General features: G+C 72.5%; 10 protein-coding genes. 8 read left to right on the top strand and 2 right to left on the bottom strand.

The annotated features are described in order from the left end of the window. The 8 genes from ABD329_RS46100 to ABD329_RS46065 all read left to right on the top strand — a co-directional run. The coding region (locus tag ABD329_RS46100) for a nitrilase-related carbon-nitrogen hydrolase (RefSeq protein WP_344318061.1) at window positions 1-206 on the top strand (206 nt) is incomplete at its 5' end. Beyond that, window positions 203-1,561, top strand: a complete 1,359-nt coding sequence (locus ABD329_RS46095) for an aspartate aminotransferase family protein (protein ID WP_246618820.1) — start codon at window positions 203-205, stop codon at window positions 1,559-1,561. The genes ABD329_RS46100 and ABD329_RS46095, both read left to right, overlap by 4 nt. Beyond that, on the top strand, window positions 1,558-2,961 hold the full coding sequence (gene hydA / locus ABD329_RS46090) for a dihydropyrimidinase (protein ID WP_198279710.1): 1,404 nt from the start codon (window positions 1,558-1,560) through the stop codon (window positions 2,959-2,961). The genes ABD329_RS46095 and hydA overlap by 4 nt, the downstream gene beginning before the upstream one ends. Window positions 2,962-2,975: 14 nt before the next feature. Beyond that, window positions 2,976-3,977, top strand: a complete 1,002-nt coding sequence (locus ABD329_RS46085) for a TIGR03842 family LLM class F420-dependent oxidoreductase (RefSeq protein WP_198279705.1) — start codon at window positions 2,976-2,978, stop codon at window positions 3,975-3,977. A gap of 217 nt (window positions 3,978-4,194) precedes the next feature. Continuing rightward, window positions 4,195-5,232, top strand: a complete 1,038-nt coding sequence (locus ABD329_RS46080) for a methyltransferase (RefSeq protein ID WP_198279706.1) — start codon at window positions 4,195-4,197, stop codon at window positions 5,230-5,232. A gap of 10 nt (window positions 5,233-5,242) precedes the next feature. Further along, a complete protein-coding gene (locus ABD329_RS46075) occupies window positions 5,243-6,673 on the top strand; it encodes an MFS transporter (protein WP_198279707.1) in 1,431 nt (476 codons plus the stop codon). A 166-nt stretch (window positions 6,674-6,839) separates the two neighbouring features. Continuing rightward, window positions 6,840-7,667, top strand: coding sequence for an inositol monophosphatase family protein (locus ABD329_RS46070; protein WP_198279708.1), 828 nt, complete (start codon window positions 6,840-6,842; stop codon window positions 7,665-7,667). Window positions 7,668-7,714: 47 nt separating this feature from the next. Then, a complete protein-coding gene (locus ABD329_RS46065; RefSeq protein WP_344318063.1) occupies window positions 7,715-9,127 on the top strand; it encodes a phytoene desaturase family protein in 1,413 nt (470 codons plus the stop codon). A 157-nt stretch (window positions 9,128-9,284) separates the two neighbouring features. Here the strand turns inward: ABD329_RS46065 and hemC are convergent, their stop codons facing one another. Together hemC and ABD329_RS46055 are read right to left on the bottom strand one after the other, a co-directional pair. Further along, window positions 9,285-10,217 carry a hydroxymethylbilane synthase gene (gene hemC / locus ABD329_RS46060; protein WP_198281685.1) on the bottom strand — a complete coding sequence of 311 codons (933 nt, stop codon included), beginning with the start codon at window positions 10,215-10,217 and terminating at the stop codon, window positions 9,285-9,287. A 30-nt stretch (window positions 10,218-10,247) separates the two neighbouring features. Continuing rightward, window positions 10,248-14,490, bottom strand: a 4,243-nt coding sequence (locus ABD329_RS46055) for an SAV_2336 N-terminal domain-related protein (RefSeq protein WP_344318060.1), incomplete at its 5' end; no start/stop codon positions are given.

Genomic DNA, 14,490 nt, shown 5'->3' with positions numbered 1-14,490 from the left:
CCGAGGAGTACGGCGACAACGACTTCTACGGCACCAGCTACTTCGTCGATCCGCGCGGTCAGTTCGTCGGCGATGTGGCCAGTGACAAGGAGGAGGAGCTGGTCGTCCGCGACCTCGACTTCGGCCTGATCGACCAGGTGCGCCAGCAGTGGGCGTTCTACCGCGACCGGCGGCCCGACGCCTACGAGGGGCTGGTGCGGCCATGAGCAGCGACATGAGCGGCGGCGACGTCAGGAGCGGCCCCCACGCCACCCTCCACGCCCGCCACCAGGCCGTACTCCCCGACTGGCTCGCCGTCTACTACCAGCGCCCCATCGAGATCACCCACGGCGAGGGACGCCATGTCTGGGACGCCGAGGGCAACCGCTACCTCGACTTCTTCGGCGGCATCCTCACCACGATGACCGCCCACGCCCTCCCCGAGGTCACCAAGGCGATCAGCGAGCAGGCCGGGCGGATCCTGCACACCTCCACGCTCTACCTCGACCGGCCCATGGTCGACCTGGCCGAGCGGGTCGCCGCGCTGTCCGGCATCCCGGACGCGCGGGTCTTCTTCACCACGTCCGGCACCGAGGCCAATGACACGGCCCTGCTGCTCGCCACGGCCTACCGCCGCTCCAACCAGATCCTGGCGATGCGCAACAGCTACCACGGCCGCTCCTTCTCGGCCGTCGGCATCACCGGCAACCGCGGCTGGTCACCGACCAGCCTGTCGCCGTTGCAGACGCTGTACGTACACGGTGGGGTGCGCACCCGGGGTCCGTTCGCCGGGCTGTCCGACGGGGAGTTCATCAAGGCGTGCGTGGCCGACCTCGAGGACGTCCTCGGCCAGGGGTACGGCAATGTGGCCGCGCTGATCGCCGAGCCGATCCAGGGCGTCGGCGGCTTCACCTCCCCGCCCGACGGGCTGTTCGCCGCGTTCCGCGAGGTGCTCGACCGGCACGGCATCCTGTGGATCACCGATGAGGTGCAGACCGGCTGGGGCCGTACCGGGGACCATTTCTGGGGCTGGCAGGCGCACGACGGCTCCGGGCCGCCCGACATCCTCACCTTCGCCAAGGGCATCGGCAACGGCATGTCGATCGGCGGTGTCGTCGCCCGCGCCGAGGTCATGAACTGCCTGGGCGCCAACTCCATCTCCACCTTCGGCGGCAGCCCGATCACCATGGCCGCCGGTCTGGCCAACCTCAACCACCTGGTCGAACACGACCTCCAGGGCAATGCCCGCCGGGTCGGCGGGCTGCTGATCGAGCGGCTGCGCGCCGCCTGCGCCGGTCTGGACGGTGTGCGCGAGGTCCGTGGCCGGGGGCTGATGATCGGCATCGAGCTGGTGGACCCGGGAACCGGCGATCCGTCGCCCGAGGGCGCGTCCGCCGTGCTGGAGGCCGCCCGGGAGGGCGGGCTGCTCATCGGCAAGGGCGGCGGGCACAACAGCAGCGTGCTGCGCATCGCCCCGCCGCTCAGCCTCACCGTCGCCGAGGCCGAGGAGGGCGCGGAGATCCTCGAAGCGGCCCTCAGGACCGCCCTGGAGACCACCCGGTCCGGAAGGAGCGCGAGCTGATGTCCCGTACCGTGATCCGTGGCGGGCTGGTCGTCACCGCCGCCGAGGAGACCCCGGCCGATGTGCTGATCGAGGGCGGCAAGGTCGCCGCCCTCGCCGCGCCCGGCAGCGAGTGGGCCCAGGGCTGGACCGCCGACCGTACGATCGACGCCACCGGCAAGTACGTCATCCCGGGCGGGGTCGACGGGCACACCCATATGGAGATGCCGTTCGGCGGCACGTTCGCCTCCGACACCTTCGAGACCGGTACCCGGGCGGCGGCCTGGGGCGGGACCACCACCATCGTGGACTTCGCCGTCCAGACGGTGGGCCACGCCCTGCGCGAGGGGCTGGACGCCTGGCATCTCAAGGCGCGCGGCAACTGCGCCATCGACTACGGCTTCCACATGATCCTCTCCGATGTGAACGAGAGCACGCTCAAGGAGATGGATCTCCTGGTGGGGGAGGGCGTGAGCAGCTTCAAGCTGTTCATGGCCTATCCGGGGGTCTTCTACAGTGACGACGGGCAGATCCTGCGGGCCATGCAGCGCGCCTCCGGCAACGGCGGGCTGATCATGATGCACGCCGAGAACGGCATCGCCATCGACGTCCTGGTGGAGCAGGCGCTGGCCGAGGGCAGGACCGACCCCCGCTACCACGGTGAGGTCCGAAAGGCGCTGCTGGAGTCGGAGGCGACCCATCGGGCCATCCAGCTCGCCCGGGTGGCCGGCGCCCCGCTCTACGTCGTCCACGTCTCCGCGGAGCAGGCCGTCCAGGAGCTCACGGGAGCCCGTGACCTGGGGCTTCCGGTCTTCGGCGAGACCTGTCCGCAGTATCTGTTCCTGTCCACGGACAACCTCGCCGAACCGGACTTCGAGGGCGCCAAGTACGTCTGCTCCACCCCGCTGCGGCCCGTCGAGCACCAGGCCGCGCTGTGGCGGGGGCTGCGGACCAACGACCTCCAGGTGGTCTCCACCGACCACTGCCCGTTCTGCTTCACTGGGCAGAAGGAGCTGGGCCGGGGCGACTTCTCCAAGATCCCCAACGGAATGCCCGGCGTGGAGCACCGGATGGATCTGCTCCACCAGGCCGTGGTGGACGGCCATATCTCCCGCCGCCGCTGGATCGAGATCGCCTGCGCCACCCCGGCCAGGATGTTCGGCCTCTACCCGCGCAAGGGCACCATCGCGCCCGGGGCCGACGCCGACATCGTCGTCTACGACCCGGAGGCGCGGCAGACCCTGTCCGCCGAGACCCACCACATGAACGTCGACTACTCGGCGTACGAGGGCAAGCAGATCACCGGGCAGGTCGAGACCGTGCTCTCGCGCGGTGTCCCCGTCATCGAGCAGCGGGAGTACACCGGACGCGCCGGACACGGCCAGTTCCTCCCCCGCGACACCTGTCAGTACCTCGGCTGACCCAGGGAGCGAGCATGGACTTCGGACTCGTGCTACAGACCGATCCACCCGCCTCGGCCGTCGTCGAGCTGATGCGCCGCGCCGAGCGCAATGGCTTCGGCTACGGCTGGACGTTCGACTCCGCCGTGCTGTGGCAGGAGCCGTTCGTCATCTACAGCCAGATCCTGGCCCGGACCGAGCGGCTGATCGTCGGCCCGATGGTCACCAATCCGTCCACCCGCACCTGGGAGGTGACCGCCTCCACGTTCGCCACGCTCAACGAGATGTACGGCAACCGCACCGTGTGCGGGATCGGCCGGGGCGACTCCGCGCTGCGGGTGGCGGGGCGCAAGCCCAACACCCTCGCCCGGCTCGAGGACGCCATCGACGCCATCCGCGATCTGGCGGAGGGCAGGGAGGCCGTCGTGGACGGCAGCCGGATGCGCATCCCCTGGATCGAGGACAGCAGGCTGCCGGTGTGGATGGCGGCGTACGGCCCCAAGGCGCTCGCGCTGGCCGGGCGGAAGGCCGACGGCTTCATCCTCCAGCTCGCCGACCCTTATCTGACGGAGTGGATGGTCAAGGCGGTGCGCTCCGCCGCCGCAGGGGCCGGGCGAGACCCGGACGCGGTCACCATCTGCGTCGCCGCCCCCGCGTATGTGGGCGACGACCTGGACCACGCCCGTGAGCAGTGCCGCTGGTTCGGCGGCATGGTCGGCAACCACGTGGCCGACCTGGTCGGCCGCTACGGCGAGCACTCCGGCGCCGTACCCGAGTCCCTGACCGCGTACATCAAGGAGCGGCAGGGGTACGACTACGCCCACCACGGCCGGGCCGGCAACCCGGACACGGCGTTCGTGCCCGACGAGATCGTGGACCGGTTCTGTCTGCTCGGCCCGGCCGAGGCGCATATCGAGAAGCTGGAGCGGCTGCGCGAGCTGGGGGTCGGCCAGTTCGCGGTCTATGCGATGCATGACGCGAAGGAGCGCACGCTCGACGCGTACGGCGAGCATGTCATTCCGGCGCTCACCGGCTGACCGGAAGCCCGGCTGAGCCGCGCACCGGCAAGGCATGGCCCTTTTCCAAAGGAGGAGTCAATTCCGTTTTCGCGGCCGCTCGTCGACTATCGGCGGGCGGCCGCGGAGAAATAAAAAGCGGATCTCCGAAAACCTTCGAACATGGTTACAATCACCTCGGTTTTTGTGCTCTGGTGTGCGGTCGGTCGAACGACTCCTTGCCACAGAAGGGTTGGGCATGACACAAACCGAGGTGCCGATAGATCTGGAGCTCCGGGGGCTCTACAAGGCCCACTATCGGTTTCAGTTCCTGAGCGCGGCATTCCAGTTAGGACTCTTCGCACTGGTGGAGAAGGAGCCCGGCCTGGCCGTGGGTGAGATAGCCACCCGGCTGGGGCTCAAGGAGCAGCCCACCCGCATCCTCCTGCTCGGCTGTACGGTATTCGGGCTTTTGGGCAAGAAGGGCGACGGCTACCACACCACCCCTCTCTCGAAGCCGCTGACCGCCAACTTCGACGAGGCGCCCGCTTCCAACATTCCCTGGGAACAAGACGGTATCTACCGGGCGATGGCCTGGTTCTGTGAATCCCTCAAGGAAGACACCAACATCGGTCTGCGGCGGGAGATTCCGGGAACGGCGCCCACCCTCTACGGGCGGCTCGCCGAAAATCCCGAACTGGAAGCCACATTCCACACCATGATGTCCTCGGTGAGCAGGCTCGTGGGCGCGGAACTGGGAGAGAAGCTCGACCTCTCCGGGTGCACCCACCTCCTGGACATCGGCGGCGGAACGGCCATCAACGCCTCCAACGTCGCCGCCCGCCGGCCGGATCTGCGCATCACCATCGGGGATCTGCCCTCCGTCGCGGCGGCCGCCAACGAGAAGATCGAGAAGCTGGGGCTGGCCGACCGGGTGCGGGCGGTGAGCCTCGACGCCTTCCACGACGAGTTCCCGACCGGCTGCGACGGCGTCCTCTTCGCCCACTTCCTGGAGATCTGGTCCCCCGAGCGGGTCCGGGAACTCCTCGCCAAGGCCGCCCGCGCCCTCCCTCCCGGCGGCGCGGTCTACGTGGTCACCCCGCGCCAGGACGACGACGGCACCGGACCCGAGCGGGCGGCGCTGCTGTCCGCGTACTTCCACACCATCGCCTCCGGCGAGGGCATGGTCTACACGGGCGCCGAGTACGAGGAGTGGTTCCGCGCGGTGGGCATCGAGCCCGCCGGACGGGTGCCCCTCGGGGCCGACACCGTCGTGATCACCGGCCGCAAGGCATAGGCGGCGAACCATGGCCGGCGCCCCGAGAAAGTGGCTGATCCTGGGGATCTGCTGCATCAGCCTGTTCATGGTGGGCCTCGACACCACCATCGTGAACCTCGCCCTGCCGTCCATCCAGGACGATCTGGACGCCACGCCCTCGGGGCTCCAGTGGACGGTGGACGCCTACACCGTGGTGCTCGCCAGCCTGCTGATGCTCTCCGGCTCCATGGCCGACCGGTTCGGCAGGCGCAGAACGTTCCAGACCGGGCTGCTGCTGTTCAGCCTGGGGTCGCTGCTGTGCGGGCTGGCCTCCGACACCGGTTCGCTGATCGCCTTCCGGATGGTGCAGGCCATGGGCGGCGCCATGCTCAACCCGGTGGCAGTCTCGATCATCGCCAACACCTTCACCGACCTGAGGGAGCGGGCCAGGGCGATCGGGCTGTGGGGCGCGGTCGCGGGTGTGAGCATCGCGCTGGGGCCCGTCGTCGGCGGTGCGCTGGTGGACTCCACCGGCTGGCAGGCCGTCTTCTGGGTCAACCTCCCGGTGGCCGCCCTCGCCCTGGTCCTCACCGCGCTGTTCGTCCCCGAGTCCAAGGCCCCGCGGCCGCGCAGGCTCGATCCGCTGGGCCAGCTGCTGGTGATCGTGGCGCTGGCGACGCTCACGTTCGGCATCATCGAGGGCCCGGTCAGGGGCTGGGACTCGGCGCCGATCATCGGCTGCTTCACCGTCGCCGTGGCCGCCGCCGTCTCCCTCGTCCGCTATGAACTCCGCCGCGTCGAACCGCTGCTGGACGTCCGCTTCTTCCTCAGCCCCGCCTTCAGCGGCGCCATCGCCTCGGCGGTGTGCGGCTTCGCTGCGCTCGCCGGGTTCCTCTTCCTCAACGCCCTGTACCTCCAGGACGTCAAGGACTTCTCCCCGCTGCACACCGGGCTGCTCACGCTGCCGATGGCGGCCATGACCCTGGTCTCCTCGCCGCTCGCGGGCCGTATCGTCGGCGCCCGCGGCCCGCGCGTCCCGATGGTGATCGCCGGGGCCGGTACGGCGGTCTGCGGACTGCTGCTGACCCAGGTGGGGGCGGACACCCCGATCTGGTACCTCGTCGTCGCCTATGTGGCGTTCGGCATCGGCTTCGGCATGCTCGACGCCCCGCTGACCTACTCGGCCGTCTCCGGGATGCCGCGTTCCCAGGCGGGGGTGGCCGCCGCGGTCACCTCCACCGGCCGCCAGGTGGGGGCGGCCCTCGGTGTCGCCGTCCTCGGGTCGGTCTCCACCGCCCGGGTGCACGGCCCGTTCAGCTCCGGGTTCCCCCGGGCCAGCCACCTGGGCTGGGCGATCATGGCCGGGTGCGGGCTCGCCATCGTGACGCTGGGCCTGCTCACCACCGGCGCCCGGGCCCGCCGCCCGGCGGAGCCCAGCCCCGAACCGGCCCCCGACCAGCCCGCCGAACGTGTGCCCTGACCCGGCGCCCGTTCCCGCATATCGCCGGGGTGGGCCGTCATATCGCCGGAGTCGGCCGTGATGCCGGTCAAAGCGGGATTCGCGGCGGTCCCTCCCTTCACCTCGATGACACCTTCCCGCAGCCGCCGTGCCACCCGCTGTCGCGGAGACATGATTCGATGAACGCATGATCGATGAATTTCTCGCCGGTGATCTCGGCGCGGTGGAGAAGGCGGTCCGCGCGGCGGTCGCCGAAGAGGTCATACCGCGCTTCCGGCAGCTCGCCGCCCATGAGATCGTCGAGAAGCAGGGCCCGCACGACCTGGTCACCACCGCCGACCGGCTGGCCGAGGAGCATCTGACCGACGCCCTCACCAAGCTGCTGCCCGGCTCCGTGGTGGTCGGCGAGGAGGCGGTGCACGCCGATCCGGCCGTGCTCACCGCCCTCGGCGGGGACGCGCCCGTATGGATCGTCGACCCGGTCGACGGCACCCGGCAGTTCGTCCACGGCGACCCCGGCTTCTCGACGCTGGTGACCCTCGCCCACCGGGAAGAACTTCTCGCGTCCTGGACGTACGCCCCGGTGCTCGACCTGATGGCCATCGCCCGCCGTGGCGGGGGCGCGCTGCTGAACGGCGAGCCGATCCACAGCGGCTCCCCGCAGCCCGGCTCGGCCCTCCACGTCGCCATCTCCCACTTCGACTTCACCACCGACGCGGAGAAGCGCGCCCTGTCGGGCCTGCGGGCGCCGGGGGCCGAGGTGCGACCCTGCGGCTCGGCCGGTCTCGAGTATCTGAACGTGGCCCGGGGGCTGCTCGACGCCACCGCCTTCACCTGGGAGAACGCCTGGGACCACGCCGCCGGTCTGCTGCTGGTCGACGAGGCGGGCGGGGCACACAGCACGATCGAGGGCAAGCCGTTCCGGATCAGCGGGGGCAACGCCCTTCCTTTCACGGCGGCCAGGGACGAGGCGGCCGTTCGGCATATCCTGGGCCTGCTGGCCGACGCCGGCTGATCGTTCCACCGATACCTCGAGGACGAGGGGGAGCCGACGTGCCGTCCATGCTCGACGCGGTCGTAGTGGGTGCCGGACCGAACGGGCTGACCGCGGCCGTCGAACTCGCCCGCCGCGGCTGCGCGGTGGAGGTCTTCGAGGCCGCGGACACCATCGGCGGGGGCTCACGCACCGAAGAGCTGACCCTCCCCGGCTTCCGGCACGACCCCTGCTCCGCCGTGCACCCCCTCGCCATCGGCTCCCCGGCCTTCGAGCGGATGCCGCTGGCCCGGTACGGCCTGGAGTGGCTCCACCCCGAACTGCCGCTGGCCCACCCCTTCCCGGACGGCACGGCCGCGGTGCTGGCCCGCTCGGTCGGCGAGACCGCCATGTCGCTCGGGCCCCGCGACGCCGGCACCTACCGCCGGCTGCTCGCCCCCTACCTCGGCCGCTGGGCCACCCTCGCCCCCGATCTGCTGCGCGCCCACTGGGACGGGGTGCCCCGCGATCCGATCACCTGGGCCCGCTTCGGACTGCACGCGCTCCAGCCGGTCGCACTGCTCGCCGGTCCGCTCCGCTTCCGCGACGAGAAGGCGCGCGCCCTGTTCGCCGGACTGGCCGGGCACGCCATCGCGCCCACCAGCGCACCGGCCACCGGCGGCCCCGCCCTGATGTTCGCCATCGCGGCCCATGAGGTCGGCTGGCCGATCCCGCGCGGCGGCTCCCAGTCGATCGTGGACGCGCTGGGCGCGTACCTGCGCGCACACGGCGGGGCGATCCACGTCTCGACCGAGGTCAAGCGGCTGGATGAGCTGCCGCCCGCCCGCGCGTACATCTTCGACACCTCGCCGCGCGCCCTGGCCCGTATCGCCGGTCTCGGCAACGCCTACCGCCGCTACCGCTACGGGGCCAGCGCCTTCAAAATCGACTACGCGCTGTCCGGCCCGGTCCCCTGGACCGCGCCCGACGCCCGCCGCGCGGGCACCGTCCATGTAGGCCCCACCTCGGGCGAGATCGGCGCGGCGCTACGGGCCGCCGTCGAGGGCCGCGACCCCTCCGTCCCGTTCCTGATCACCGCCCAGCCCAGCCTCCTGGACCCCTCCCGCGCCCCGGAGGGCAAGCACACGTTCTGGGCGTACGGCCATGTGCCCAGCGGCTGGAAGGGCGACGCCACGGAGGTGATCGAGCGTCAGATCGAGCGCTTCGCCCCCGGCTTCCGCGATCTGGTCCTGTCCCGCGCGCTGGCCGGCCCACCCGAACTCGCCGCCCGCAACGCCAACTACATCGACGGAGACATCGCCTGCGGCGCCTTCGAGGGCATCCAGGCCGTCATACGCCCCAAGCTCGCCCGCGTCCCCTACGCCACCGCCCACCCGGCGGTCTACCTCTGCTCCTCCGCCACCCCACCGGGCCCCGGCGTCCACGGCATGTCGGGCCACCACGCGGCACGTGCGGTGTGGCGGAGGCTGCGGGCGCGATAGGCGGGGGAGGGCGAGCGGTGACGGAGCGGGGCGCCGACAGCGCGCCCACGGCACCACGATCAGAAGGGCCGTGGCCCGGCTAAACGGCCTTGTCGCCGCCGCGCCCCCGGCTACCGCGAGCTCGCGCCGAGTGGCCGCCTGAGCGCGGGATGCCGCCTCAGTGCGGGATGGTGTCGATGACCTCGCGGGCGCCCTGTCGGAGGAGTGCCACCGCGACCGACGTGCCCAGGGTGGCCGGGTCCAGGGGGCCCGCCCATTCGTGGGCGTCCAGGACCGTCTTGCCGTCGGGGCTGAAGACCCGGGCGCGCAGCGAGAGGCGGCCGTCGCGCTCGGCCCTGGCGTAGCCCGCGATGGGGGAGTTGCAGTGGCCCTGGAGGACATGCAGCAGCATGCGCTCCGCGGTGATTTCCTTCCAGACGGCGGCGTCGCCGAGCCCGGCCACGGCCTCGATCGTCTCGGTGTCGTCCTCCCGGCACTGGAGCCCCAGCACCCCGGCCCCGATCGGCGGGCACATGGTGTCCACCGGCAGGAGCTCGCTGATCCGGTCCGTACGGCCGATCCGCTCCAGGCCCGAGACGGCCAGCAGCAGCGCGTCGCACTCGCCCGCGTCCAGCTTCTCCAGCCGGCGGTTGGCGTTGCCGCGCATCGGCACGCACTCCAGCTGCGGGTGGGTGATGGCCAGCTGGGCGACGCGGCGGACCGAGGAGGTGCCGATCCGGGTCCCCGCGGGCATCTCGTCGAGGGTCAGCCCGCCGGGGTGGATCACGGCGTCGCGGATGTCGTCCCGCTTGAGGTAGGCGGCGAAGACCGTGCCCGCGGGCAGCGGACGGTCGGCGGGCACGTCCTTGATGCAGTGCACCGCGAGATCCGCCTCGCCCGCCAGCAGCGCGGCGTCCACCTCCTTGGTGAACGCCCCCTTCCCGCCCAGCTTCGACAGATCGCCCATCCACCGGTCGCCGGAGGTGGTGACCGGTACGACCTCCGTACGGATCCCCGGCCGCAGCGCGGCGAGCTCGGTACGGACCCGTTCGACCTGGGCGAGGGCCATGGGGGAGGAACGGGAGACGATGCGGATCAAATCGGCGGACATGGCGTAGAGGATAGGCCCTCGCGGCGGGCGCTATGTCCCGGCCCCGGGGAACCCCTCCGCGACCAGGGCGGCGAGGTCGATGTAGGCGTCGAGGGTCCTGGACGCGAGCCGCTGGAGGTCGATCTCGCCCCGGGATGCCAGATGCTCGTCGTACGGCACCACGACCACGCCGCGGCAGCGGTCCCGGAACGTCGCCGCGAGGCCCTCGTAGTGATCGGTCCAGGGCACGTCGTGCGACATGTTGATCACGGTGATGGCGCGTCGCACCAGATCCGCGTGACCGTCCTCGGCCAGCCGGTCCAGGGTGATGTGAGCGCTCCTCATCTGCTCCACCGAGGGAGTGGTGACGATGATCAGCTGGTCGGCGAGATCGACGATCCCCCGCATGCTGCTGTGGAGTGCGCCGGTGTCCGAGTCGCTGAGGGCGATCGGGTAGTGCGGCGCCAGAAGGGCCATGACGCGGCGGTACTCCACGTCGTCGACCGGGGCCGCCCGGCCCACGAGACTCATCGGGGTGGTGTCTCCGAGGAGGACCTCGAGCCCGGAGGGCAGCCGCGAGGTGAAGCGCCGGATGGAGTCCGCGTCGTCGCCGGGCAGGTCGGCGCGGGCCAGATCGTGGACGGTCAGCTCGGAGCGGTCGCCGGCCCGGCGGCTGAGAGAGTCACCGCCGGGCATCGCGTCCACCGCGATGACCTGGTCCTGGCGCTCGCCCGCGAGGACCGCGCCCAGAGCGAGGGTCGTGACGGCGCGCCCGGCACTCACGGGGCGGCTGATCACCACGATGCGATGGCAGGACGCCAGCGGCGTACGGATGAGGTCCAGCTTGCGCTGCCGCTGCTCCGCCCTGGCCGACCGCCCGCCGAGCCCCACGAGCGCGGCAAGGCGGGAGCGGGTGGAGCGAGGGGGCTGCGGCTGCTCGGGAGCCGTCGTGGGGGCGGGCCCGGCGTCCGGCGCTTGGGTGAGGGCCGAGGTCTCGACCTCGTACGCCGAGGCCGGCAGGGACGACAGGCACTGGACGAAGACGTCCGCCACCCGCCCCGCCGACGGCCGCCTGCTCGGCCGCTCGTCCAGACAGGCGGAGATGATCGAGAGCAGATGGGGGTTGCGCCACAGCTCACTGGTGCGGATGAGGTTACCGGTCGGCTGCGCGTCGCTCAGGGCGCGGAGGATCTCGCCCATCGCGTAGACGCTGTCCGCGGCGGTGGGAGCTCCCGGGAGGCGGTCGTCGAGGCTCGCGTCGGTCCAGCCGATGAGCTTCACCGTGCCGTCGGCGACGAGCACGGTGTCCGCCGTGAGGATCCCGGGCGCGATGCCCTTGAGCGCGCACATGTTCACCGCCTCGGCGACGCGGAGGCCGATGGTGGCGGCACGCACGGCGTCCAACCGGGGCGAGCCGTCGGGCCCGCGGCCCAGGAGCGAGGACAGCGGCGGCGCCGGTGAGCCGTCGGGGAGCCGGACGCATTCCATCATGAGCCACGGGGGGTTGCCGGAGGAGTCGTCGATGAAGAGCCGGGGCGCGTAGTGCCCGGACATCCGCCGCAGCGCCTCCGCCTCGGCCCGCAGCTCCCGACCGGCGCCCGGGGCGACGCGTACCACCACATCGTTTGACGCGCCCGACCGACGGGCCAGATAGACGTCCTGCCCCCGGCTGCCGCCCAGCCTCCGGTGGGCCCGGTACCCGTCGAACGACGGCAGGCCGCTCTCCGGCTCCGTGCGGGGAGCGCGGGCGGAGTCGGACGTGTCCGACGGGGGCGGTGCCGTGGACAGGTCCGTGCCGCACGCGTCGCAAAAGCGGTCGTACGGCTCCAGCGGATTGCCGCACAGCGGGCAGGCGGTGGGCTGCTCGGGCCGGGGGCGCCGGGGGTGGGCCCTCGGCGGCGCGGCGTCCGGCTGGAAGTCGCTGAGGAACTCCCAGACCTGCGCGGCCGTCGGGCGGCCCTGCCGCTCCAGGCATGCCATCACCATGTCCCGGACCGGCTGCCACGCGTCACCGCTCCAGCGCGGCATGTCGTAGACGTCCCGGCCGTACGCGTACAGCCGCCCCCCGCCGCCGAGGCACAGCAGGATGTCGCCCAGCCCGCCGACATTCTCCTCGGGGGTGGGCGGGCCGCTCCCGAGGGTCGTCGGGGACGGCACACCATCGATACGGGCCGAGGACCAGCCGGTCACGAAGATGTCCTCACCAGCGATGTGCACGGTGCTGATGGTGAGGTCGCCGTGCGCCATCCCCTCGGCCGCGCACACGCGTACCGCGTCCGCGATCCGCCGGGCGATGGCGAGGGCGGTGTGCCCGTCCCACTGACCGGCGCGCTCGAAGAGGACATCGTGCAGCCGGTGGCCGAGGAACACCTCTTCGGCCACCCACGGAACGTCCTCGTCCAGCCCCTCGCGCAGCAGCCGGGGCGCATGGCGGCCGTCCATCCGGCGCAGCGCCTCCGCCTGTACCCCGAGCACGGCCGCGGCCTGCGGAGCGGGATACTCGGGAACGACGGTGACGACGGCCTCCTCGCCGTAGGCGTCCTCGCCCAGATAGGGCACGACGCGCGCGCCTCGCGGTCCGGCCCTCAGCAGGCGGTACGGGCCGAGCAGCCGCGGATCGCGGGATGCCAGCGGGCGCCACCGCACCGCCGCTGTCGGTGTCGTGATCACCGACGGCCGCGGTGGCGCACCCAGCCGGGCCGCCAGCCGTCGCTCCACCGTGCTGAAGGGCCGGGCGCCGGGCGGGAGCCGGTCGCTGCCGCGCGGATCGGCCAGCCAGGCCGGGAAGTCGGGGGAGCGGCCCGCCAGTTGCTCGAGGCGACGGCCGATCAGCCGGCTGGTCGCGACCAGCTCCGCCAGCGGCACCGCGCCCAGCAGCGCCCGCTGTGCCGCGTCGGTGAAGGTGAAGGGGCGGTGTTCGGGCGGCAGCGGGTCAGCACCCGCCGAGGCGGGCGGCTCGACGGGGCGCATCAGCCCGCCCAGGAACACCTCGGCCAGCCGCCCGGTGTCGGTCCGGCCGTCCACCGCCTTCTGCACCATCCGCATCACCGGCACCGGCAGCGGGGCCACGGCGGCGAGATGGGCCGCCAGCCGGTACGCCTCCGGGGAAGCCGCGTCCCGGAAGCGCTGGACGCGGCCGAGTTCATCGGCCGGGGCGGGGGCGGCGGCGGTTGGGCCGGGGACGGTGGCGGCCGTGGCGGTGCGGAGGCCGTCGTGCGGGCCGTCGTGCGGGGCCTCGTGCGGGTCTTCGCGTGGGACTTCGCGCGGCGGGACCAGCAGCGGGAGTACCGCCGTACCGCTCGCGGAGGCGATCAGCCGGGCCCAGTCGGCCAGCGGCCCGGCGTCCGGCTCCAGCACCGGAACCGGCACCCCAGCGAAACGCGCCAGGGCGGCGGGCAGCACCGGATCCGCGACCGTCCAGTCCGCGTTGGCCGAGCCCGGTCTGCGGGTGCGCACCTGCCAGCGCCGGGTCCTGATCCCGGAGCCCTCCCACAGCCGGGGCGGCAGCGCGTGCACCACCGCCGTGGGGCCGAGCCCCGCCCAGCGCGCCAGTACCTGGCCCATCCGCCCGTCCCGCCACGCCGCGCCCACCCCGTCGCTCACCACGAGCACCAGCGTGTGCCCGGAGGGGTCGGACAGCGCCGTGGTGGGCAGCAGGGGCGCCTCCGGGGCGTACGGGCGGGTGCGCAGCGCGGGGGCGCCACCGCCGCGCGTGTGCAGGCCCAGCACCCGGACGACGCGGAAGGCGCCCGAGCGCTGTAGTACGGTGCGCAGCTCGACGGCGAGCCGCCGCCACAGCAGCATCGACATCCCGTCGTCGATGACGAGCGCGAGATCGAGCCAGCGTTCGCGGGCGGGGCGGGTCACCACGTCCGGCAGCCCGGTCTCGGCGAGCGCCGTGGCGGTGGCGGCCTCGTCGAACTCCCGCTTGAGCGGATTGGGGCGGTGCTGTTTGAGCGGGCGCAGGGCGCGGCCGATGGAGAGCTCCTGGTGCAGCGCCTTGTCCTCGGGCACGCGCAGCGGCAGCGCGCGCCGCGCGTCCGCGGATGTGCCCTCCACGCCCTCCGCACCCGCCACGCCCGCCTCGGCCTCCGCACCGGGCGCCTGGCTGCCGCCGTACAGACCGCGCAGCCGCTGATCGCCACCGCGCGGAGTCCGGGCGGGGCGCCGCTCCGGCGGGTCGTCCGGGCGCCCCTCGGCGGGGGCGGACGGCCGCTCGGTCCGCAGAGCGGACGCGGACGCGGGCGGCGAGGCCGTGGCCGCGGGACGGGGGGTGGGCTCGGGGCGCGTGGCG

The organism is Streptomyces javensis (assembly GCF_039525925.1).
Classification (GTDB): domain Bacteria; phylum Actinomycetota; class Actinomycetes; order Streptomycetales; family Streptomycetaceae; genus Streptomyces; species Streptomyces asiaticus.
This window is presented reverse-complemented; position numbering and strand designations above follow the sequence as displayed.

What these genes read in the sequence shown, in the direction of transcription:
- ABD329_RS46095 (WP_246618820.1), top strand. Translation starts at nt 203, where the DNA reads ATGAGCAGCGACATGAGCGGCGGCGACGTCAGGAGCGGCCCCCACGCC.
- ABD329_RS46085 (WP_198279705.1), top strand. Translation starts at nt 2,976, where the DNA reads ATGGACTTCGGACTCGTGCTACAGACCGATCCACCCGCCTCGGCCGTC.
- ABD329_RS46080 (WP_198279706.1), top strand. Translation starts at nt 4,195, where the DNA reads ATGACACAAACCGAGGTGCCGATAGATCTGGAGCTCCGGGGGCTCTAC.
- ABD329_RS46075 (WP_198279707.1), top strand. Translation starts at nt 5,243, where the DNA reads ATGGCCGGCGCCCCGAGAAAGTGGCTGATCCTGGGGATCTGCTGCATC.
- ABD329_RS46070 (WP_198279708.1), top strand. Translation starts at nt 6,840, where the DNA reads ATGATCGATGAATTTCTCGCCGGTGATCTCGGCGCGGTGGAGAAGGCG.
- ABD329_RS46065 (WP_344318063.1), top strand. Translation starts at nt 7,715, where the DNA reads ATGCTCGACGCGGTCGTAGTGGGTGCCGGACCGAACGGGCTGACCGCG.
- hemC (WP_198281685.1), bottom strand. Translation starts at nt 10,217, where the DNA reads ATGTCCGCCGATTTGATCCGCATCGTCTCCCGTTCCTCCCCCATGGCC.